The organism is Kitasatospora sp. NPDC023120, from assembly GCF_055560835.1.
On the sequence record NZ_JBVHHY010000014.1, the window covers coordinates 212,246 to 233,631 of the forward strand.

Below are 21,386 nucleotides of genomic sequence, written 5' to 3' on the forward strand. Positions count from 1 at the left end.
GGTTGTGGATCATCATCCGGGGATCGCCCCGGGCATCGCCCGGAGATCGCCCGGAGATCGTCGACGGGCGGTCGCCACTACCCGCCGGTAACCTCCGCCCCGGCCCCGCGTCAAGCTCGTGACCAGCGGCGGAGCCGTGACCTTCGACACTGTGGCAATCGGCACATCCTCACACCGATCTTCTGGCGGGTTTGCTCTGGCGCCGCTCGATGACCAGCAGGCAGGATCGCCCCATGGATCTGCTCGATACCCTCACCGCCAAGGGCCTGCGCGGCGAAGTCCCGACCCGCGAAGAGGCCCTGGCCGTCCTCGCCACCACCGACGACGAGCTGCTCGACGTGGTCGCCGCGGCCGGCAAGGTGCGCCGCCGCTGGTTCGGCCGCCGGGTCAAGCTCAACTACCTGGTGAACCTCAAGAGCGGGCTCTGCCCCGAGGACTGCTCGTACTGCTCGCAGCGGCTCGGGTCGAAGGCCGAGATCCTCAAGTACACCTGGCTCAAGCCGGACCAGGCCGCCGACGCCGCCCGCGCCGGGGTGGCCGGCGGCGCCAAGCGCGTCTGCCTGGTGGCCAGCGGCCGCGGCCCGACGGACCGCGACATCGACCGGGTCACCGACACCATGGCCGCCATCAAGGAGGCCGACCCCGAGGTCGAGATCTGCGTCTGCCTCGGCCTGCTCTCCGACAACCAGGCGGAGCGGCTCAAGGCCGCCGGCGCCGACGCCTACAACCACAACCTCAACACCTCCGAGGGCACCTACGGCGACATCGCCACCACCCACACCTACGCGGACCGGGTGGACACCGTGCAGAAGGCGCACGGCGCGGGCCTGTCCGCCTGCTCCGGCCTGATCGCGGGCATGGGCGAGAGCGACGAGGACCTGGTCGACGTGGTCTTCGCGCTGCGCGAGCTGGGCTCGGACTCCGTCCCGGTCAACTTCCTGATCCCCTTCGAGGGCACCCCGCTCGCCAAGGAGTGGAACCTCACCCCGCAGCGCTGCCTGCGCATCCTCGCGATGGTCCGCTTCGTGAACCCGGACACCGAGGTGCGGATCGCCGGCGGGCGCGAGGTGCACCTGCGCACGATGCAGCCGCTCGGCCTGCACATCGCCAACTCGATCTTCCTCGGCGACTACCTGACCAGCGAGGGCCAGGCCGGACAGGCCGACCTCGACATGATCAAGGACGCCGGTTTCGAGGTCGAGGGCGCCGGCGAGGCCACCCTGCCCCGCCACCGCGCCGACATCGCCGAGGCCGCCCAGGCCGGCGGCGGCTGCGGCACCGCGGCCTCGGCCTCGGCCTGCGGCAGCGGCGGCGGCTGCGGCCCGTGCGGCGGGCACTCCCACGCGCCGGCGCCGGAGGCCACCACCGCCGAGAACCCGGACGGCGACGAGCTGCGCAGCGACCTCGTCAAGGTCCGCCGCCGCGGCGCCGGCACCGAACTCGCGCCCAACGCCTGACACACCGGAGGTCCCTCGCCATGCCCCAGCTGTCCGCGGACACGCTGCTCACCCTCGACCGCGCCCACGTCTGGCACCCGTACGGGCCGATGCCCGGCACCGTCACCCCGTACGTGGTGGAGTCCGCGTCCGGCGTGCGGCTGCGCCTGGCCGAGCCGGTCGCGGGCGGGCAGCGCGAGCTGGTCGACGGGATGTCGTCCTGGTGGGCGGCGATCCACGGCTACCGGCACCCGGTGCTGGACGAGGCCGTGCGCGAGCAGCTGGGGCGGATGAGCCACGTGATGTTCGGCGGGCTCACCCACGAGCCCGCCGTCCGGCTGGCGGCCAGGCTGGTGGAGATCACCCCGGAGCCGCTGCAGCACGTCTTCCTCGCCGACTCCGGCTCGGTCGCGGTCGAGGTCGCGATGAAGATGTGCCTGCAGTACTGGCAGTCCATCGGGCAGCCGGGCAAGCGCCGACTGCTGACCTGGCGCGGCGGCTACCACGGTGACACCTTCCACCCCATGTCGGTCTGCGACCCGAACGGCGGGATGCACCACCTGTGGGGCGGGGTGCTGCCCGGGCAGCTCTTCGCGCCGCAGCCGCCGGCCGGGTTCGACGCCCCGCTCGACGCCGAATACGCGGCGCGGTTCGAGGAGTTGATGGCGCGTCACGCCGACGAACTGGCCGCCGTCATCGTCGAGCCGGTCGTCCAGGGCGCGGGCGGCATGCAGTTCCACTCCCCCGCGTACCTGCGGATGCTGCGCGAACTCTGCGACCGGTACGGGGTGTTGCTGGTCTTCGACGAGATCGCCACCGGATTCGGCCGCAGCGGCGCCCTGTTCGCCGCCGACCACGCGGGCGTCTCGCCGGACGTGATGTGCCTCGGCAAGGCCCTCACCGGCGGCTACCTGACCCTGGCCGCCGCGCTGTGCACCGGCGAGGTCGCCGACGGGATCAGCCGCGGCGAGATGCCGGTGCTCGCCCACGGCCCGACCTTCATGGGCAACCCGCTGGCCTGCGCGGCCGCCAACGCCTCGCTGGACCTACTGCTCGGACAGGACTGGGCGGTGGAGGTCAAGCGCATCGAGGGCGGCCTGCGGGACGGCCTCGCGGCAGCCGCCGACGTACCGGGCGTTCAGGACGTGCGGGTCCAAGGCGCCATCGGCGTCGTGCAGCTGGACCACCCGGTGAACATGGCGGCGGCGACCGAGGCGGCCGCGCGCAACGGCGTCTGGCTGCGCCCCTTCCGGGACCTGATCTACACCATGCCCCCCTACGTGACGGAGGACGAGGACGTGGCACGCATCACGGCCGCCGTGACCGCAGCGGCGGTGGCGGGATGAGCGCGAACACCGACAGGACAGGTGCACCCACCGGCAGGACGGGCGCGCGAATCCTCTTCGTGACGGGGACGAACACGGACGTCGGCAAGACCGTCGCCACCGCGGCCCTCGCCTCGGCCGCGCTGCGGGGCGGGCTGAAGGTCGCCGTGCTCAAGCCCGGGCAGACCGGCGTCACCGCGAACGAGCCGGGCGACGCGGCCGAAGTCCGGCGCCTGGCAGGCGAACTGACGTACCGTGAGCTCGTCCGCTACCCCGAGCCGCTGGCCCCCGACACCGCCGCCCGGCGGTCCGGGCTGCCGTACCTCGCCCCCGCCGAGGTGGTGGCCGAGGTCGCCGAACTCGCCGCCACCCACGACCTGGTCCTGGTCGAGGGGGCGGGCGGACTGCTCGTCCGCTACGACGACGAGGGCCGCACGCTCGCCGACCAGGCCCGGGCCGTGCTCGACGCCGGGCTGCCCGCCGAGATCCTGCTCGTCGCCTCCGCCGGCCTCGGCACGCTCAACATCGTCGCCCTCACGGCGGAGGCCCTGGCAGCGCGCGAACTCCCCCTCACCGGCGTCCTCGTCGGTTCCTGGCCCGCAGCCCCCGGCCTCGCCGAGCGCTGCAACCTCGCCGACCTGCCGCGCTCGGCCGGCGCCCCGCTGCTCGGCGCCCTGCCGGAACGGGCGGGCACGGCCGAGGACTTCGCCGCCCTGGCGCTCGCCTCCCTGGCCCCCGAGCTGGGCGGCAGCTGGGACGCGGAGCACTTCGCGCACGTCCATCACGCCGAATAGGCCCGGCTTCGCTCGAAGGTGTGATCTCCGCGCCCGAACCATGGGAATCGGCGCTACCGGCTGAATACCGTTCCTTCCATGACAGACGGGCTCACCGTGGACGAGGCCCTGCGGGCCTTGGCCGCCCTGGAGGCGGCGTGGAAGGACGACGAAGAGGCACTGTCCGCCCTGGCGGCGGGCAGCACCGGTGAACGGCCGCTCCCGGCGCTGGTCGCCGCGTACGGCGAACACGCGATGGACACGCTCATGGCGCTGGCCTTCGGCCTGCGCTCCACCATGAGCGACGAGGAGCTCGCCGAGATCTCCGACGCGGTCAGCTCCAACATCGGCGCCCGGATGAGCGCCCTGCTCACCCAGACCCTGAAGGCCTGGGGCACCCTGGCCGCCCCGGACGACTTCGGCATCACCAAGATCATCGCCCACACCGTGATCGACGCGATGCGGGCCGTCACCGAGGACCCCAGCAAGACCGAAGTCCTGCCCCTGCTCGCCACCTTCCGCAGCTACGCCCTCAGCGACACCTGAGAGCCGCACCGTTCGGCGCTTCGGCGCGGGCTTCGAGCCTCCTCGAAGCCCGCGCCGCCCGAGGGCCACCCCGCTCGGACGTCTCCCCTCGACCGGTGGGACGCAGGCGCGGTTCATCCGCCCGCGGTGCCCTCGGCCTCCCAGCGAAGCAGGTCGCCCGGCTGGCACTCGAGCGCCTCGCAGAGCGCGGCGAGCGTCGCGAAGCGCACCGCCTTGGCGCGGCCGTTCTTAAGTACCGCCAGGTTGGCGGGCGTGATCCCGACCCGCTCTGCGAGCTCGCCCACGGACATCTTCCGCCTGGCCAGCATGACGTCGATCTCGACGGTGATCGGCATCAGATGACCTCGTCCAACTCGGCCTGCATCTGCGTCGCTTCGGCGTCGCGGGCGACGGCCTGGGCGAGCAGCATCCGCAGCACGAGCACGATGAGCGCGACTCCCAGGATGGCCACGCCGATCCCGCCCATGATGAGGGTGACGCCCGGGTCGTCCCGCTGGCCGGGCGCATTCACGGCCGTGACCGCGAACCACAGGAGAGCGACCGCGACGATCGCGCCGATGATGACGTCCACGTACCGGAAGGCGGCGTGGGAGAACACGGTCCCGCGTCGCACCATCGTCACCAGTCGCCAGACACAGACCAGGGCGACCTGGGCCGCCCCGATGCCCAGGATCGTGATCACGCGCAGCGGGGTCAGCGGGAGCGACCCGTCCTCCGGGTCGCTCCCGCTGACCAACACCCACGCCATCAACGCCTGGACGAACACGGCGCCGGTGAGCACCACCACGAGCACGGCGCGCAGCGCGCGCACTGTCAGCTTTCCCATGACCCATCTTTCCATCGAGTTACGATGGGAATCTATCGATTCTCGATAGGTGAGGCAAGAGTCGGGTCGAAGGGCACACACGGCTTCGCCGGACCGGACCTCGACGGCCGACTCGATCGCCTCTCGCTACCGCCACCGCCGGCCGGACCGTGAAGAACAGGCTCGAGTGATTCACTGCGCTCGACTCGCCAGCCATCCCGATCGGGAGCTCGGCCCGGATTCCGGCGGCCTGGAAGGACAGCTCGATTCCTGAACCGGGGCCTGGCGGGAACACCTATCGCGATATATCGTGAGTTCCCAGCTTCGCTGCCGACCGTGTCGCGCGAAGACCGTCGTCGAACCCAGGACGGGAAGTATGCCGGGAGAGATCTCGACCGCCGGGATGCGTTCCGGCCACAACTCGCAGCCCGAGATGCGGGCCTCGCACGCCGACCGGGACCGAGTGGTCGACCTGCTGAGCGTCGCGGCGGGCGAAGGCCGACTGACCGCAGAGGAACTGGATCAGCGCCTGGAGTCCGCCCTGGCGGCGCGGACGCTCGGCGAGCTGACCGAACTCACCGCCGACCTGCCGCCGGCGTCGGTCGTCACCGGCGGGGTTGCGGCGGAGGCCAAGGACGTCCTCCGGATCGACCAGGCTTTCAGTCCGGTCGAGCGGACGGGGCGCTGGATGGTGCCGCGACGGCTGGAGCTCTGTGTGCAGTGGTGCGAGGTGACACTCGACTTCACCGAGGCGGTGATCACGCATGACACCTTGCAGATCGACACGAACATGCAGGGCAAGACCCTCACGCTGGTCGTCAGGCCGGGCATCGTGGTCGACCCCTATGGCCTGAGCCTGGAGTTCAGCAAGCTGAAGAACCACCAGGTTCCGGACTCCGATACGCCGATCGCGCTGCGCGTGGAGCTGGTCGGCAAGAAGAGCTTCGGTCGCGTCATCGTGCGGCAGCCCCGGAGGACCGCCGGGCAGTGGCTGCGGAGGAGTTGACCTCGGTGCGGGCTTCGAGCGTCCTCGAAGCCCGCACCGCTATGTGCGCACCACCCTCATCCACCCTGCGGCGAAGGCGAATCCGCCCGTCGAGGCGGCGAGGAAGAGGAGCACGAACACCAGCGCACTCGCCGAGGTGGGGACGCCCTCGGGGATCGCGAGGAGGGCGACACCCGCGATCGCGAGGCCCCCGACGACGATGACGCCGGCGGCGACTACGGCCGCATACCTCTGCGGAGGACGACGACCAGCCGTTCGATGACGTCCGGCCGGACGGCCCCGAGGTCGATCAGGATGACGCCGGTGGCCTTGGCCGAGCGCCAGTCGATGCCGAGGGACGGGAGTTTCACGTCGGCGGCGCTCAGGACGGCCTGGAGGTCGTCGAGAATGTCGGCCGCGCTGCGACGGTCCTCGGCCGTGATCCTGTCGATCATGCTGCTCATGGGACATCTCACTGTTCGGTGTTCGAGATCCAACGCGCTTCGGTGTCCCACTCGATGCCGCCGCCGAGGGGGCGGAGGAAGGCGAGCCCGTGCTGCCACCCCATGAAGGTGGCCCAGCACCCGGAGCGGACGTCGAAGACCCGCTCCCCGACGGCGGTGGGGCGGTAGGGTTCGGACGGCGGCGCCACCCGTCGCACGGGCGGCGCCGCCGGGGCGGTGGCGTGGCTGCCCAGTCGGGCCTCGGGGACGGACTCGCCGCACCGCGCGCACCGGCAGGGCGGGAAGTTCCGCCGCAGGATGAGGCTTTCGCCCGATTGAGTGTTCGTCATATCCACTGAATAGCTCCTCTCTGTTGCCAACTCCTCACCAAGAGTGGCCATCCACAGCTAGCATCGGAAGAGCTTTTCTTTGACAGCGCATGTTGTGGAATCGAGTGATCACCGTGCCCGCTCAGGAACTTGACCCCACGTCATCCCCGAACAAGGCCATCGGCGTCCAGCTGCGCCGGTTCCGCCAGGCGAGAGGGCTCACCCAGGTCGAACTGGGGGAGCTGATCAACTACAGCGACTCGCTCATCTCCCTGATCGAGACCGGCGCACGCCCCGCCCCGCTGACCCTCCTCCGGCGGGCCGACAAGGTGCTCGACACCTGTGGAGCACTTGAACTCCTGTACTGGAGCACGAAGAGAAGCACGCTGATCGGCGGATTCCTCGCCTACATCGAGCACGAGAGCAAGGCCACCGCGTTCAAGATCTACGAGCTGAACCTCATCCCTGGGCTGCTCCAGACACGCGGCTACGCATCCGCGATCATCGGCGCCGAGGCTCGACGAGGCGAGATCCCCGAGGACAAGGTCAACGAACGCCTGAACGTCCGCATGGCACGGCAAGCCCTGTTGTACCGGGAACCCGCTCCCTCCATCCACATTGTCATGGAAGAGAGCTGCCTACGGCCGGTTGGCGGCCCCTTCGTCATGGCCGAACAACTCCGTCGACTGGAGAGCGTGGCCGGCCTTCCGCATGTCATGCTGCAGATCGCGCCGTCCAGCCTCGGTGAAAACCTCCCAACGGTCTGGCCGTTCACACTTCTGAGATCCCCGGAGCAGGCGTGGATGGCCTACCTCGAAACCATCCAACGGGGTTACGTCGAACGCGACGACGAGAACGAGATCAGCTCCCTCGCAAGGACATACGATTGGCTCCAGGCCCAAGCCCTCTCATGTGCGGACTCTCTGGCTCTCATCCGCACGCGTCTCAAGGAGTTCCACGCCATGTACCCCATCGCGGCTGCCAAGCCCACCTCCTGGCTGAAGTCCTCGTACAGCAGCGGCGGTGGCAACTGCATCGAGGTTGCGCCGGGCTTCCCGGGCGTCCTCCCCGTCCGCGACAGCAAGGACCCCCACGGTCCGCAGCTCGCCTTCGGCACGGACGCCTGGCAGTCGTTCATCGGTGGTATCAAGGCCGGTGAGTTCGGCACCATCTGATTCGGCCTCATCTTCCCATCAGGGGGAATGCCTTGCCGTTAGTCGGTGGTCCGAATCCGCTCAGCTTCGCGCTGCTCGGAGCGCTGCGCGTGCAGCGCTCCGGCACCAGCGTCGAACTGGGGGCTCCTCGGCAGCGGTCCGTACTTGCCGCCCTCCTGCTGCGGCCCGGCGCGGTCGTCACGGTCGACGAACTCATCGACGACCTGTGGGGCGACCAGCCGCCCGGTTCGCCCGCACGCTCGCAGGTGCCGGTAGACACCCGATCAACGCCCGCATTCCCGGTCCCACGGCACCGCGCTCCGCCCGCGGTCTCAGCGGGCGTCCGCGACCCTGAACGTGCCCGCGTTCCAGTGCAGGCTGGCCGGACCGCCGGTGGGCCAGTCGTGGTTCAGGCGGCGCCGGTCGCGGCCCAGGGCGCCGAGCTCGACGGGGCGCAGGGTGCCGGCGACCAGACCGGTCGCCTCCGCGGCGGTGAGCGGCATGACCGTCACGTGCTGGGCGTCGTCGCCGCCCATCCAGTCGACGGAGGTGGTGACGATCCAGACGAACCGCTGCGAGCAGTCCCGGCAGCGCCGGACGTCCACCGAGAAGCGCGAGCCGTCGACCACCTCGGTCTCCTGCTCGAAGCCCTCCCGCTGCCCCCGCCACACCGCATGCGCGTCCTCGCCGTAGCACTTCGCACAGCCGAACGCCATCATCGGCCTTCTCATCGGTCGACTCCCTGTTCCGCCTGTTTCCACCTGCTCCGCGACGTCCCGTCGCGGCCCATGATGCCCCGCCCCGGCGCCACGTGGCAGCAGTCCGCCGAACGGCGCCCGGCACGGGTTACGGCCGTCCGAGGGAGTCATCGGCGGCCGGCCACCCCGACGGCACCGACCTGCCGGGAGGGCGACGAACCCGCCCCTCATGGCCCGTACGCAGGGGCAACGCGCCCCCGGGCCCCAAGCGCCCCACCCCTCCCACGCCCCCACCCCCGCAACAAGCCCGTCCATCGAGGCCGGTCGAACCGGAACCCCGACGGATGAACAATTCACGGACCGTTTCCACGTCGTTCGTGCACCCGAGGCGGAACATCGGAGGGGCCGTTGACGCCCCGCCCGGCCCGACCGTCACGGCGCGAGGTTGCGAGGCATCCCGATCTGCAGCAGTGCCGGGGCCGGTGCCGGGCGCTTCATCCCCGCGTACGGGCAGTGCACCGCGCTCTCGTCGCCGGCCGCCCAGCCGCGCACCCACGGGGCCAGCAGCTCGTTGTCGATCCGCAGCGTGCCGTCCGGCAGCAGCCGGCCGACCGCGTTGGCGGGATCGGCGAGCGCCACCGTGCACTTGGCGACGGTGCCGTCGGCCCGGATCACCAGGGAGTTCGGCTGCGCGGCGTAGCAGACGGGCAGGGCGTCGTCGGGGCCCGGCTCGGCCGGGAGCCCGTCGTACGCCACGGCGGTGAGCCCGTTCAGGATCTGCGGGCGGAGCTCCTGGGCGAGGATCTCCATCGTCCGGTCGTTCGGCCCGCCCATCCGCTCGACCGGCTTGAGGTGGAGCGAGAACCGCTCGTCCTCCAGGAAGGTGTCGCGCAGCCGGGCCAGGAAGTCGGGCATCAGGGGCAGGTTGGCGGGCGTGAGGTGGACCCGCAGCACCACGCCGACGTCCACGCCGCTGTCCCGGATCTCCAGCAGGTTCCGCCAGATCCGGTCGAAGGAGCCGCGGCCGTCCGCGCGGAGCCGGGTGGTGTCGTGGGCGGCGGCGGGCCCGTCCAGGGAGATCTGGTACCGGTCGACGCCGAGCGCCGCGAGCTTGCGGGCGGTCTCGGCGTCGAGCAGGTGCCGTTGGTCGTCATGTCGGCCCGGTAGCGCAGGTCGTCCCGACCGGCGGCCAAGTCCGCCGCGTGGCCCGAGAGTTCCTCGACGATGGAGCGCGCCAGCAGCGGCTCCCCGCCGAACCAGGAGATGTCCAGGCGCCGCAGGTCCGCCGCGCGCCGGTCGATCAGCCGCTTGAGGCCGCCGACCACGGCCTCGCTCATCCGCCCGACGGTGAAGTCCTCGTAGCAGTAGGTGCAGCGGAAGTTGCACTGCTCGGTGGGGAGGACGATCAGGTGCAGGACCTGGTTCGTCAGGGATGCCGCGGCCTGCGCCCGGAACGCCGGGGAGGTGTTCGGGCCCGTAGCGGGCGCGGTGAGGGTCTGCGTCATGGTTGCGGTTCTCCTCGGGGCGGCGGTCGGGCTACTGCGGGGGGGTACTGCCGCAGCCCGCGACCATGTTGGGGCAGATGTTGGTGATGCCGCCGCCGTGCCCGAGGTGCTCGAAGGGGACCTCGCCCCCGGTGCTCACGAACTTGGCCAGCTGGGGTGAGGTGACGACGACGCGGCCCTGTTCGTCCAGCTTGACGTCGACGCCGCTCGTACCGGTCTGCGGAGTGCTCATGGCGACTCTCCTCGGGGGTTGGGCGCGAGGGTTCGGTCCCTCGCGGCACCCAGGACTCTTCCGCACACCACCGGACGCTGCCACTCCTGGCGGCCGCCCGGACGACGGGCGCCCTGCCGGGCCGACGGGACGGCACAGCCGCGAACCCCGTTCGGCAAACCGAACAACCGGACCGAGGAACCAACCCCCGCGCGGCTCAGTGCTCGCTCTCCAGCGCGAGCCGCCCGGACGTCTCGTCGCCCCCGTCACCCCGGTCGCCCTCGCCGCCCCGATCGGCCAGGTGCAGCCGCTGCTCCGCGCGGTACTGCAGCAGGAGCACCGAGCGGACCGGCTCGCCGCCGACGGCGGTGTAGGAGTGCGGCAACGCGCCGTCGAAGCCGATGTAGTCGCCGGGGCCGAGCTCGACCTCGCGGCGGCCCGCCCGCACGCGCAGCCGGCCGGACTGGACGATGGTGTGCTCGGTGCCGGTGTGGCCACCGGAGATCTGGGTGCCGTCGGTGCGGACCTGCTGGTCGTAGACCTCGAACACCACGTCGCCGGACTCGATCCGGCGCAGCGGGCGCAGGTCGACGCCCCGGCCGCTCAGCACCTCGACGTCGGCGGCGCGCACCACCGTGACCTCGTCGGCGGGTCTCGCCTCCACCAGGTCGGAGATCGGTACGCCGAGCACCCGGGAGAGCCCGAGCACGGTCTCCAGGGTCGGGTTGCCGGCCCCGGACTCCAGCTGGGACAGCGTGGCCTTGCCGACCCCGGCCCGCCGGGACAGCTCGGACAGCGACAGGCCGAGCTGCGCCCGTACCCGCTTCAGGTTGGCGGCGAGGACGCCCCGGACCGATTCCTCGGTGTCGTTCACGGTCGACCTCTTCTCTCGCGGCGATGTTCGATATACCGTACGGGACGCATGCCGACGGACGGAGCAGCGTAGCGAAGCGCATCGCATCCGCCACCTTCATCAGGAGACCGTAGTGACCGAGCCTGCCGACACCATCAAGTACCGGAAGAACGGCCTCACCCGCGGCGTCACCGACGAGCTCGCGGAGAACATGAAGCAGGGCTGGGCCGACACCGAGCGCACCGCCCTGGAGCCGATCCCGCAGGCCGCGCACACCGCCCGGCGGCGCGCCGAGCTGTCCGCCGCGTTCCCCGGCGAGCTGTTGGTGGTCCCGTCCGGCAACCCCAAGGTGCGGGCCAACGACACCGACTACCCGTTCCGCCCGTCCTCCGACTACGTCTACCTGACCGGCGACCAGTCCCAGGACTCGGTGCTGGTGCTGGAGCCCACGGGCGCCCGCGGCCACACCGCCGTGCTGTACCTGCGCAACCGCTCCAGCATCGAGAACGGCGAGTTCTGGCTGGACGGCCACGGCGAGCTGTGGGACGGGCGCCGCAACAGCCTGACCGAGAGCGAGCGGCTGCTCGGCCTGCCCTGCCGGGACGTCCGCACCCTCCACGCCGACCTGCGCGCGGGCACCGGCCCGGTGCGGGTGCTGCGCCGCCATGACGCGGCCGTGGAGCAGTCCCTCGCGGGCCGGTCGGTCGCCGAGCGGGACGAGGAGTTCGAGGTCTTCCTGTCCGGACTGCGCCTGGTGAAGGACGAGTTCGAGATCGCCGAGCTGCGCTTCGCCTGCGACGCCACCGCCCGCGGCTTCGAGGACGTGGTGCGCGTGCTCGGCACCGACTCGGCGACGCCGGAGCGGCTGATCGAGGGCACCTTCTTCGTCCGCGCCCGGATCGAGGGCAACGACGTCGGCTACAGCACCATCGCCGCGGCCGGTGCGCACGCCACCACCCTGCACTGGGTGCGCAACACCGGCCACGCCAAGCCCGGCGACCTGCTGCTGCTCGACGCGGGCGTGGAGACCAACGAGCTCTACACCGCCGACATCACCCGCACCCTGCCGGTCAGCGGCCGCTTCACCGACATCCAGCGCAAGGTCTACGACGCCGTGCTGGCGGCCCAGGAGGCCGGCATCGCGGCGGTCAAGCCGGGTGCGGACTTCCGCGACTTCCACCACGCCGCGCAGCGCGAGCTCGCCGAACACCTCACCTCCTGGGGCCTGTTCGGCGACCTCACCGCCGAGAAGGTGTACGAGCTGGGCCTGCACCGCCGCTTCACCCTGGCGGGCACCGGCCACATGCTGGGCATCGACGTACACGACTGCGCCCACTCCCTCACCGAGCTGCACGTGGACGGCCCGCTGAAGCCGGGCATGGTGCTCACCGTCGAGCCGGGCATCTACTTCCAGGAGAACGACCTGACGGTGCCGGAGGAGTACCGCGGCATCGGGGTGCGGATCGAGGACGACATCCTGGTCACCGAGGACGGCAACGAGAACCTCTCCGCCGCCCTCCCCCGCCGCTCCGACGAGGTCGAGGCCTGGCTGGCGCGCCTGCGCGGCTGACGCCGCGACGCCGTGCGGCACCCGGGAGCACCCGGGTGCCGCACAGTACGGGGGTTGTTACTTCAGCTTGCCCAGCGCCGTCGCCATCCGCCCCACCGCGTCCCCGGCCTGGTGGTCCCCTGTCGGGTGGGCGGGTCGGGGCGCGGGCGTGACGGAACGAAGCCGTTCGCATACGCATCGGGCCCAGCGGACCACGCGCCGGAACCGGCCGCCAGCGGTCGGCGGCCGTCCGGACGGGCCACCCGGTCAGTTGCTCTCCAGCGGCTTGACCCAGCGGCTCCACTGCGGCTCGGGCTCGTACCCGGCGGCCTGCCAGGTGCGGTGGCCGAGCGCGTTGTCGTCCAGCACCATGGCGTCGGCACGGCGCCCGCCGAGTGCGGCGAAGCGCTCCTCGGCGGCGGCGAGCAGGGCCGCGCCGATGCCGCGGCGGCGGTGCCCGGGGTCGACGGCGAGGCGGTAGAGGTGGCAGCGCCAGCCGTCCCAGCCGGCGATCACGGTGCCGAGGAGGGCCGCCGGGTCCTCGGCCGGGGTGGCGACGATCAGGCACTCCGGGTCGCGGGCGAGCAGGGCGGCCACGCCCGCCTCGTCGTCGGTGATGCTGGTGCCCTTGGCGGCCCGGGCCCAGAGGGCGAGCAGGGCGGGGATCTCGTCGGGGGTGGCGGGGCGCAGCGCGATCGTGTCGGTCATGCCGGCCTGTCTAGCAGCGGCCCGGGCCCCGGCACCGGGAATTCCACGCCCTGGACGGCCCGCCGCCGCCTCGACCGCGGAACGACGGCGCCGCCCGCCCCGGCCCGGCAGGCGGGCGGAGCGGGCGGCGTCGATCACGCGGCGGTCGTCAGAGGCGGCGACCGCCGGAATCAGCGACCGTCGGAAGCGGCGGTCATCAGAAGTGGCGGCTGCTCTCGCGCTCGGACTTCTCCAGCTGGTCGATCCGGCGCTGCAGCGCGTCGGCCTGGGCACGGGCCTTGCGAGCCGCGTCCCGCTCGCCCAGGTGGTCCAGCTGGGCAGCCTTGCGGCGCAGGTCGGAGACCTGCTGGCGCATCTGGTTGAGGTCGACGGTGATCGAGGCGGCGGCCGCGGGCTGGGCGGTGGCGACCTGGGCAACCGTCGCCAGGGCGCCGCCGGCCAGGGCCGCGGTCAGGACGAGGGCGGGAATGCGTCGACGCATGAGTGACTCCTTACGGTGGTGCGCATTGCATTGACTGGCCATCAGCGGATTACCAGTCAGTAACCATCATGACATGATCTTGTGTCACCTTTTGCACCCGCCCGCGTCCCGGCCCCGACAGCGGTACGTCAGCCCAGCCGCCACACCGTCGTGGTCTTGACCGCGGTGTCCTCCAGGTCCGCGACCACCGGCACCTGGTACGCCGCCACCGCCGTGAACCGCTCGCGCGGCAGGTAGGCGCGGCCCGGGTCGCCGACGATGACGGTGGCGCCGCGCGCGGCGGCCCGTTCCAGGAAGGGCAGGAAGCGGGCAGCCATGGCCCGTTCGTAGAAGACGTCGCCCGCGAGGACGACCTCGGCGGGGGCGCCGTCGCCGTCCACCAGGTCCACCAGGGCGCCGTCCACCCGGACCCCGTTGGCTTCGGCGTTGAGGCCGATCGCGGCCACCGCGTAGGCGTCGATCTCGGCGGCGCGCACCGAGGTCGCGCCGCACAGCGCGGCGGCCACCCCGACGAGTCCGGACCCGGCGGCGACGTCCAGCACCGTGCGGCCCGTCACCAGTTCGGGGTGGTCCAGCACGTAGCGGGTGACGGCCACCCCGCCCGCCCAGGCGAAGGCCCAGAACGGCGGGGGCAGTCCGGCCCGCCCGCGTTCCCGCTCGGTGGTCTCCCAGAGGGCGATCGCGTCCTCGGCCATGTGCAGGCAGATCTCGGGCACGAAGGGGACGGGCTTCAGCTCGGTCTCGCGCCGGACGAGGGCGAGGTCGTCGGCCGGTCGGAGAGTACGCAGCTCACTCGGCATGCCCGCAGCATAGGGCCGAGCGGGGGGGTGCGCTCACGCGCGCCCGGCGGCCTTCTGGGTGCGGCGCGCCAGGGAGTCGACCACGACGGCGGCGAGCAGGACCAAGCCGGTGATCATGAACTGGATCGCGTTGCTCAAGCCCTGGATGTTCATCCCGGACTGGATCGAGCCGATCACCAGCGCACCGAGCAGCGCCGACCAGGTCTTGCCGCGCCCGCCGAACAGGCTGGTGCCGCCGATGACGGCCGCCGCGATGGCGTTCATCAGCAGGTTGCCACCGCCGGAGGTCTGGCTGGCGGACTGGATCTGCGCGGCCAGGAACAGACCGCCGACCGCCGCCATGGTGGAGCAGATGGTGAAGACGCTGATCCGGATCCAGGACACGTTGATGCCGGCGCGCCGGGCGCCCTCGATGTTGCCGCCGAGCGCGAACACCTGGCGGCCGTACGAGGTGCGGCGCAGCACGAAGTCCAGCACGACGATGAAGATCAGGAAGATCAGCAGCGCGAGCGGAAGACCCTTGTACTGGTTGAGCGTGTAGGCGGCGAGGAAGGCGACGATCGCCAGCAGGACGGTCCTGAGCACGATGTCGGTCGGCGGTCGGGACGGCACCCCGGCCGCCCGGCGCCGGCGGGCGTCCACCAGCGAGGCGACCAGGAACAGCCCGACGCCGATCGCCGCGGTGCCGTAGGCGACGATCTGCTGCCCGTAGATGGTGGTGTAGAGCCGGGAGACGATGTCGTGGCCGGAGAGGTTGACGGTGCCGGTGGTGCCGAGGATCTGCAGCATCAGGCCGTTCCAGCCGAGGTTACCGGCGAGGGTGACCACGAAGGCCGGGACTCCGACCTTGGCGAAGAAGACGCCCTGGATCACGCCGACCACCGCGCCGCCGACGAGGGCGGTGAGCAGTGCCACCCATTGGTTGACGCCGTTGTTGACCTCCAGGACGGCGTAGATCGCCGCGCACAGGCCGCTGACCGAGCCGACCGAGAGGTCGATCTCGCCGAGCAGCAGCACGAAGACCACGCCGATCGCGATCATGCCGGTGCCGACGATCTGCTGGGACAGGTTGGAAAGGTTCTGGGCGGACAGGAAGCTGCTGTTGAGGCTGCCGAACACGGCCCAGATCACGATCAGGGCCAGTACCACGGGCAGCGAGCCGAGTTCGCCGCTGCTGACGCGGCGACGGAACTCGCCGACGTAGCCCTTGATGCCCTCCTGCCGGACGATCAGCCGCGGGTCGACCGCGGGGGTGGCTTCGGCTGCCACCGGTACGGGGGCGTTGACGCCGCCCCTGGGCATGCTGTCCTCGGGCAGCGGGACGTGGTGGCGCTCCGGCTCGCCGCCCGGGGGGCTTCCGGGAATGTTCTCGCTCATTGGGAGCCCTCCTGCCCGCGGGCCTTCCGGCGGGTCACGGCGTTGTCCGTGGCGCCCGTGATGGCCGAGATGATCTCTTCCTGGTTGGTGTAGCGCTTGTCGAAGACGCCGTTGTTGCGTCCGAGGCGCAGCACCGCGACGGTGTCCGCGACGGCCATCACGTCCGCCATGTTGTGGCTGATGAGGATCACGCCGTGGTCCTGCTCGCGCAGCCGCTCGACCAGGTCGAGCACCTGGGCGGTCTGCTCGACGCCGAGGGCGGCGGTCGGTTCGTCCAGCATCACGACCTTGGGCGAGCCGATCAGCGCGCGGGCGATGGCCACCACCTGGCGCTGCCCGCCGGAGAGCGAGGCGACCGGGATCCGCACGCTGGGGATGCGGATGGAGAGGGTGTCCAGCAGCGCCCGGGAGCGCTTCTCCATCGCGACCTCGTCGAGGACGGCGAAGCGCCGGATCTCGCGGCCGAGGAAGAGGTTCCCGACCACGTCGAGGTTGTCGCAGAGCGCGAGGTCCTGGTAGACCGTCGCGATGCCCAAATGCTGGGCGTCCTGCGGGCGGTGGATGGCCACCGGCCTGCCCTGCCACTCGATGACGCCCTCGTCGGGCTGGTGCACCCCGGCGATCGCCTTGACCAGGGTGGACTTTCCGGCGCCGTTGTCGCCGACCAGGGCGACCACCTCGCCGGCGTGCACCTCCAGTTCGATGTCGGTGAGCGCCTGGACGGCGCCGAACCGTTTGGAGACCCCGCGCAGGGCCAGTACGGTCTCACCTGCCACAGTGACCAACTCCCTTGCCCCGCCTCCGTCGTGGGGGCGGGGCCTGTTCGGGTTCGAGGGGGGGGCGTGGGCTACTGGAGGCCGGCGGCCTGGCAGGCGGCGGCGTAGTCCGGCGTGCAGATCTGGGCGACGGTGTAGAGGCCGTCCTTGACCACCGTGTCCTTGACGTTGTCCTTGGTGACGACGATCGGGGTGAGCAGGTTGGCCGGCACCTTGTTGCCGCTGCCGTTGGTCACCGTGGTCGGGGCGAGCGTGGAGTCCAGCGCCTTTCCGGCGGCCATCGCGACGGCCATCTCGGCGGCCGCGTCGGTCTCGGGCTTGAACGGCTTGTAGATCGTCATGGTCTGGGAGCCGATCAGGATCCGCTGGATGCCGTCGAGTTGGGCGTCCTGACCGGTGAGCGGGACGCTGAGGCCGGCCGCCTTCAGCGCGGTCGCGACACCTGCGGCCATGCCGTCATTGGCCGAGTAGGCGCCGACCACGTTGGGCGCGCCGATCGCGGTGATCGCGGCGGCCGCCTCCTGGTTGGCCTGGTTCGCGTCCCACTGGGGCGTGTCGTACTCCTTGCCGACCTTCAGCTTGCCGTCGATCGCGCTGTGCGCGCCGGCCTTGAAGTCGGCCGCGTTGGGGTCGGTCGGCGAACCGTTGATCATGAAGATCTGGCCGGCGCTCGCCTTGCTGCCCACCGCGTCCACCAGGGCCTTGCCCTGCAGTTCGCCGACCTTGTGGTTGTCGAACGACACGTACCCATCGGCGGGGCCCTGGGCGAGCCGGTCGTAGGCCAGCACCTTGACGCCCGCGTCGTGGGCCTTCTGGACGGAGGACTGGATCGACTTGGAGTCCACCGCGTCCAGGATCAGCACCTTGTCGCCCTTGGTGAGTGCGGTGTCCACCTGGGTCTGCTGGAGCGTCGCGTCCTGGTTGGCGTTGTAGTAGTCGATCTGCGCCTGCGGCGCCAGTTCCTTGATCTTCTGCTCGATCAGCGGGCGGTCGAACTGCTCGTAGCGGGTCGTCTTGGTCTCCGGCAGCAGCAGCCCGATCCGGACGGCTCCCACCGAGACGCTGCCGCTCGCGGTCGCGCCGCCCGTGGAAGTGCCGCCGGAGGACTGCTTGGCGCTGCCGCAGGATGCCGCGCCCAGGCCGAGGGAAACCACTGCGGTGACCGCGAGGACGCGGCGAAGCCCAATGCTCATGAGGATGCCTCTCCGGTTTGAGTCCACCCCCACGCATCCGAGTCTGCGCAGCTCCGGCCGCCACCACGATCCTTGCTGCGCCGAACGGGGGCCGGACCCCCCGTCCGGCCCCCTCGTCGGTCCGGGACCGTGCGGCCCGCCGCGCGGTCCGGCCCCGCCCGGTCTGGCGCCGCTTCAGCCCGGCTCGGTCAGCCGGGGCTTCGGCCCCGTCCGGCCCGCTGCGCGCTTCAGCCCCGCTCGTCCACCACCCGCTTGATCTTCCCGACCGAGCGCTCCAGGGTGTACGGCTCCACCACCTCGGCCGCGACCGTGACGCCGACCCCGTCCTTCACCGCCCGGACGATCGCCTCCCGCGCCGCCTCCCGCTGCTCGACGGGCACGTCCGGCCGGGCCTCGACCCGGACGGTCATCCGGTCCAGCCGCCCCTCCCGGGTGAGCCGCAGCTGGAAGTGCGGCGCGACGCCCGGGGTGCGCAGCAGGATCTCCTCGATCTGGGTCGGGAAGACGTTCACCCCGCGCAGGATGATCATGTCGTCGCTGCGCCCGGTGACCTTCTCCATCCGCCGGAACGCCGGGCGCGCGGTGCCGGGCAGCAGCCGGCTGAGGTCGCGGGTGCGGTAGCGGATGATCGGCAGCGCCTCCTTGGTGAGCGAGGTGAAGACCAGCTCGCCGCCCTCGCCCTCGGGCAGCACCTCGTCGGTGAACGGGTCGACGACCTCCGGGTAGAAGTGGTCCTCCCAGATGTGCAGTCCGTCCTTGGTCTCCACGCACTCCTGCGCGATGCCCGGGCCGACCACCTCGGAGAGGCCGTAGAGGTCGACGGCGTGCAGGTCCATCCGCTCCTCGATCTCGCGCCGCATCTCCTCCGTCCAGGGCTCGGCGCCGAAGATGCCGACCCTGAGCGAGGTGCCGCGCGGGTCGATGCCCTGCTTCTCGAACTCGTCGAGCAGGGTGAGCAGGTAGGACGGGGTGACCATGATGATCTCGGGCTCGAAGTCCCGGATCAGCTGCACCTGCCGGGCCGTCATGCCGCCGGAGGCCGGGATGACGGTGCAGCCGGCCCGTTCGGCGCCGTAGTGCGCGCCGAGGCCGCCGGTGAACAGGCCGTAGCCGTACGCGATGTGCACCTTGTGGCCCGCTCTGCCGCCGGCCGCGCGGATCGAGCGGGCGACCACGTCGGCCCACATGGAGAGGTCGTTCTCGGTGTAGCCGACCACGGTGGGCAGGCCGGTGGTGCCGCTGGAGGCGTGGATCCGGCGGACCCGGTCCATCGGGACGGCGAACATGCCGAAGGGGTAGCCCTCGCGCAGGTCGGCTTTGGTGGTGAAGGGGAAGCGGGCGAGGTCCGCCAGGGTGCGGCAGTCCTCGGGGCGGACACCGGCCGCGTCGAACTTGCGGCGGTAGAGCTCGACGTTGTCGTACGCGTGCCGCAGGGTGGCCCGCAGCCGGGTGAGCTGGTGGGCGCGCAGCTCGTCCACGCCCATCCGCTCACCGGCGTCCAGGAGCTCGGGCGGGATCGGCTCCCCGAGGTGTCGGCGCGGGACGGGTGCGGTGCCGGTCATCGTCGCTCCTTCGCTGGTCGGCGGCTCCGGGGCCAGCCGCCTCAGGAGCTGCCTACCGATCGTTCGGTCAGGCGCAGTCAGGGCCAGTAATCCAGCACCCGAACCGAGTGTCAAGGGATCGCGCCGCAGGTCCGGAATGCGAAGTTCCGATGGCTTCGCGCCGACTTCGCCCGGCAGGGCGGGCGGAGTTTGGCTGTCCGATATGAAAATCATTACGGAATCTTGACTCGTAGGCGCCGTCGCCCGGCCCGACCACATGGTTCAGTGGTGCGGTTTCCCCCGCACCCCGGAGTGATCACCGTGCCCCCGACTTCCGACCTGGTCAGCGCGCTGCGCGAGCTCGGCGACCGACCCGCCGTCGTCGCCGACGGGCGCGCGATCAGCGGCATCGGCCTGCTGCTCGGCGTCTCCCCGCCGGGCGGCCTGCCGCGGGCCCTCGCGGACCGCGTCGCGGAGCACGCCGCGCTGTCACCCTCCGCCGCCCGCGCCGCCGAACAGCGGCTGCGGTACTGGGCCGGCGTCCTCGGCCCGCCGCCGATCCGGCACACCGTGCTGCACCCCGTCACCGACCTCGCCGTCGACCTCGCCCTCGCCACCCTGCTGGCCGGCGGCACCGTCCACTGCGGGGACCCCGAGCAGCAGCCCGACCGGCAGCTCGCCGCCGTCGCCGCCGACCGCACCACCCACCTCAGCCTGCCCTCCGCCCTCCTCTGGCGCCTCAGCCGGCTGCCCGACCCCGCCGCCCACGACCTCGGCGCGCTGCGGCTCGTCCTGCACATAGGCCCAGAACCCCGCCAGGAGGACGTGTACGCCGCCGTCGACGCACTCGGCGCCGTCCTCGCCCACGTCCGCGCCCCCGACAGCAACACCGAGGCCGCCGACCGCCGGCTGCGCGCCGACGCCGAAGCCGCCACGGCCGCCGCCTGGAAGCACAGCATCGGCGTCACCGCCGAACAGCTCCTCGAGTTCGGCGCCCACCTCGACCGGGCCGTGCTCTCCTCCCTGCTGCTCGCCCTCCAGCAGAGCGACGCCCTCACCGACCCCGGACGCGGCCACCCCGAGGCCGAGGTCCTGGCCACCGCCATGGTCGTCCCCGCCCAGCGCCCCCGGGTCTCCCGCTGGCTCGACGCACTCGCCCGGCACGGCCTGATCACCCGTCACGACGGCGGCGCGCAGGGCGCGGTCTTCCACGGCGGTCCCCCGCTCGACACCGTCGCGGTCCGGGACTCCTGGCGGCCGGTCGCCGAGGCCTGGGCCGACGGCCTCGGCCCGGCCGCCGCCCTCGACCGGGTACGGCGCAGCGCGCAGCAGCTGCCCCGTCTGATCACCGGTGAGGCGACGCCCCACCCGGCCTCCGCCCCGATCCGCTGGTCCGCCGCCCGCGGCTACCTCGGCACCGCCCTCGGCGCCCTGGTGCGCGCCACCGCCGAAACCCACGACCGGCCGGCGCCGCTGCGCGTCCTCGAACTCGACCCCGACGGCGCCGACACCACCGTCGCCCGGGCCCTCGCCGCCCGACCCCGGCCCAGCGCCGAACACCACCTCACGCCCGACGGCGGGCGCTACGACCTCGTCGTCGCCACCGCGACCCGGCAACCGCACGAGGAGGCCGCGGCCCTGGTCCCCCTGCTCGCCCCCGGCGGCCGGCTGCTGCTCCTCGCACCCACCGACGAACAGCTCGACCTGCTGATCACCGGTCACGCCCGGCGGCACCTCTCCGCCCACCCGGCGGAGCACTGGCAGGCCGCCCTCGCCGCGGCGGGCTGCCCGACCGTCCACACCCTGCCGGAGGACGGGCACCCGATGGGGCTGCTGGGGCAGCGGCTGTTCGCGGCCCGGGTGGACTGAGGCGATGGGGGCGAGGGTTGGCTACGATC

Annotated in this window: 24 protein-coding genes; 8 read left to right on the top strand and 16 right to left on the bottom strand. The window is 71.9% G+C overall.

Annotated features, from left to right (window positions below):
• The first annotated feature begins 233 nt into the window (after positions 1–233).
• From bioB to ACZ3TI_RS22200, 4 genes are all read left to right on the top strand, one after another.
• The gene (gene bioB / locus ACZ3TI_RS22185) at positions 234–1,457 is read left to right on the top strand and encodes a biotin synthase BioB (RefSeq protein ID WP_465728690.1); all 1,224 of its coding nucleotides are present in this window, start codon (positions 234–236) and stop codon (positions 1,455–1,457) included.
• A gap of 20 nt (positions 1,458–1,477) precedes the next feature.
• On the top strand, positions 1,478–2,782 hold the full coding sequence (locus ACZ3TI_RS22190) for an adenosylmethionine--8-amino-7-oxononanoate transaminase (RefSeq protein ID WP_465728692.1): 1,305 nt from the start codon (positions 1,478–1,480) through the stop codon (positions 2,780–2,782).
• Positions 2,779–3,555, top strand: a complete 777-nt coding sequence (gene bioD, locus ACZ3TI_RS22195; protein ID WP_465728694.1) for a dethiobiotin synthase — start codon at positions 2,779–2,781, stop codon at positions 3,553–3,555. The genes ACZ3TI_RS22190 and bioD overlap by 4 nt, the downstream gene beginning before the upstream one ends.
• A 78-nt stretch (positions 3,556–3,633) precedes the next feature.
• Positions 3,634–4,080, top strand: coding sequence for a hypothetical protein (locus tag ACZ3TI_RS22200; protein ID WP_465728696.1), 447 nt, complete (start codon positions 3,634–3,636; stop codon positions 4,078–4,080).
• A 113-nt stretch (positions 4,081–4,193) separates the two neighbouring features.
• Here ACZ3TI_RS22200 and ACZ3TI_RS22205 read toward each other — a convergent pair whose 3' ends face one another.
• Together ACZ3TI_RS22205 and ACZ3TI_RS22210 are read right to left on the bottom strand one after the other, a co-directional pair.
• Entirely contained in the window at positions 4,194–4,415 is a 222-nt protein-coding gene (locus tag ACZ3TI_RS22205; RefSeq protein ID WP_465728698.1) for a helix-turn-helix domain-containing protein, read from the bottom strand.
• Positions 4,415–4,906: a DUF2975 domain-containing protein gene (locus tag ACZ3TI_RS22210; RefSeq protein ID WP_465728700.1), complete on the bottom strand. Its 492-nt coding sequence runs from the start codon at positions 4,904–4,906 to the stop codon at positions 4,415–4,417. The genes ACZ3TI_RS22205 and ACZ3TI_RS22210 overlap by 1 nt, the downstream gene beginning before the upstream one ends.
• 412 nt (positions 4,907–5,318) lie before the next feature.
• On the opposite strand from ACZ3TI_RS22210, the gene ACZ3TI_RS22215 reads away from it, so the two are divergent.
• Positions 5,319–5,891 (top strand): DUF1707 SHOCT-like domain-containing protein, encoded by a 573-nt coding sequence (locus ACZ3TI_RS22215; RefSeq protein ID WP_465728702.1) that lies wholly within the window; start codon positions 5,319–5,321, stop codon positions 5,889–5,891.
• Between the two features lie 215 nt (positions 5,892–6,106).
• Here the strand turns inward: ACZ3TI_RS22215 and ACZ3TI_RS22220 are convergent, their stop codons facing one another.
• Together ACZ3TI_RS22220 and ACZ3TI_RS22225 are read right to left on the bottom strand one after the other, a co-directional pair.
• Positions 6,107–6,325, bottom strand: a complete 219-nt coding sequence (locus ACZ3TI_RS22220) for a hypothetical protein (RefSeq protein WP_465728704.1) — start codon at positions 6,323–6,325, stop codon at positions 6,107–6,109.
• A gap of 17 nt (positions 6,326–6,342) precedes the next feature.
• Positions 6,343–6,663 (bottom strand): hypothetical protein, encoded by a 321-nt coding sequence (locus ACZ3TI_RS22225; RefSeq protein ID WP_465728706.1) that lies wholly within the window; start codon positions 6,661–6,663, stop codon positions 6,343–6,345.
• Between the two features lie 104 nt (positions 6,664–6,767).
• Here ACZ3TI_RS22225 and ACZ3TI_RS22230 point away from each other — a divergent pair, with 104 nt between their 5' ends.
• Entirely contained in the window at positions 6,768–7,817 is a 1,050-nt protein-coding gene (locus ACZ3TI_RS22230) for a Scr1 family TA system antitoxin-like transcriptional regulator (RefSeq protein WP_465728708.1), read from the top strand.
• 311 nt (positions 7,818–8,128) lie between these two features.
• Here ACZ3TI_RS22230 and ACZ3TI_RS22235 read toward each other — a convergent pair whose 3' ends face one another.
• From ACZ3TI_RS22235 to ACZ3TI_RS22255, 5 genes are all read right to left on the bottom strand, one after another.
• A complete protein-coding gene (locus tag ACZ3TI_RS22235; RefSeq protein ID WP_465728710.1) occupies positions 8,129–8,527 on the bottom strand; it encodes a hypothetical protein in 399 nt (132 codons plus the stop codon).
• 399 nt (positions 8,528–8,926) lie between these two features.
• Entirely contained in the window at positions 8,927–9,409 is a 483-nt protein-coding gene (locus ACZ3TI_RS22240; protein WP_465728712.1) for a hypothetical protein, read from the bottom strand.
• Positions 9,409–9,999, bottom strand: coding sequence for a radical SAM protein (locus ACZ3TI_RS22245; protein WP_465728714.1), 591 nt, complete (start codon positions 9,997–9,999; stop codon positions 9,409–9,411). Before ACZ3TI_RS22245 ends, ACZ3TI_RS22240 begins: the two co-directional genes overlap by 1 nt.
• 31 nt (positions 10,000–10,030) lie before the next feature.
• Positions 10,031–10,231 (bottom strand): hypothetical protein, encoded by a 201-nt coding sequence (locus ACZ3TI_RS22250; protein ID WP_465728716.1) that lies wholly within the window; start codon positions 10,229–10,231, stop codon positions 10,031–10,033.
• Between the two features lie 196 nt (positions 10,232–10,427).
• Positions 10,428–11,084, bottom strand: coding sequence for a helix-turn-helix domain-containing protein (locus ACZ3TI_RS22255; protein ID WP_465728718.1), 657 nt, complete (start codon positions 11,082–11,084; stop codon positions 10,428–10,430).
• Positions 11,085–11,196: 112 nt separating this feature from the next.
• Between ACZ3TI_RS22255 and ACZ3TI_RS22260 the strand changes: the two genes are divergently transcribed.
• Positions 11,197–12,633 carry an aminopeptidase P family protein gene (locus tag ACZ3TI_RS22260; RefSeq protein ID WP_465728720.1) on the top strand — a complete coding sequence of 479 codons (1,437 nt, stop codon included), beginning with the start codon at positions 11,197–11,199 and terminating at the stop codon, positions 12,631–12,633.
• A 246-nt stretch (positions 12,634–12,879) separates the two neighbouring features.
• On the opposite strand, the gene ACZ3TI_RS22265 is transcribed toward ACZ3TI_RS22260, so the two are convergent.
• The 7 genes from ACZ3TI_RS22265 to paaK form a co-directional block, all read right to left on the bottom strand.
• The gene (locus tag ACZ3TI_RS22265; RefSeq protein WP_465728722.1) at positions 12,880–13,320 is read right to left on the bottom strand and encodes a GNAT family N-acetyltransferase; all 441 of its coding nucleotides are present in this window, start codon (positions 13,318–13,320) and stop codon (positions 12,880–12,882) included.
• 196 nt (positions 13,321–13,516) lie between these two features.
• Positions 13,517–13,801: a hypothetical protein gene (locus ACZ3TI_RS22270; protein ID WP_465728724.1), complete on the bottom strand. Its 285-nt coding sequence runs from the start codon at positions 13,799–13,801 to the stop codon at positions 13,517–13,519.
• 128 nt (positions 13,802–13,929) lie between these two features.
• Positions 13,930–14,601 carry a class I SAM-dependent methyltransferase gene (locus ACZ3TI_RS22275; protein WP_465728725.1) on the bottom strand — a complete coding sequence of 224 codons (672 nt, stop codon included), beginning with the start codon at positions 14,599–14,601 and terminating at the stop codon, positions 13,930–13,932.
• A 33-nt stretch (positions 14,602–14,634) separates the two neighbouring features.
• On the bottom strand, positions 14,635–15,978 hold the full coding sequence (locus ACZ3TI_RS22280; protein WP_465728726.1) for a sugar ABC transporter permease: 1,344 nt from the start codon (positions 15,976–15,978) through the stop codon (positions 14,635–14,637).
• On the bottom strand, positions 15,975–16,754 hold the full coding sequence (locus ACZ3TI_RS22285; protein ID WP_465728728.1) for an ATP-binding cassette domain-containing protein: 780 nt from the start codon (positions 16,752–16,754) through the stop codon (positions 15,975–15,977). The genes ACZ3TI_RS22280 and ACZ3TI_RS22285 overlap by 4 nt, the downstream gene beginning before the upstream one ends.
• 71 nt (positions 16,755–16,825) lie before the next feature.
• Positions 16,826–17,947: a sugar ABC transporter substrate-binding protein gene (locus ACZ3TI_RS22290; protein WP_465728730.1), complete on the bottom strand. Its 1,122-nt coding sequence runs from the start codon at positions 17,945–17,947 to the stop codon at positions 16,826–16,828.
• 227 nt (positions 17,948–18,174) lie between these two features.
• Entirely contained in the window at positions 18,175–19,509 is a 1,335-nt protein-coding gene (gene paaK / locus ACZ3TI_RS22295) for a phenylacetate--CoA ligase PaaK (protein ID WP_465728732.1), read from the bottom strand.
• Positions 19,510–19,809: 300 nt separating this feature from the next.
• Between paaK and ACZ3TI_RS22300 the strand changes: the two genes are divergently transcribed.
• Positions 19,810–21,357 carry a hypothetical protein gene (locus ACZ3TI_RS22300; RefSeq protein ID WP_465728734.1) on the top strand — a complete coding sequence of 516 codons (1,548 nt, stop codon included), beginning with the start codon at positions 19,810–19,812 and terminating at the stop codon, positions 21,355–21,357.
• Positions 21,358–21,386 lie beyond the last annotated feature (29 nt).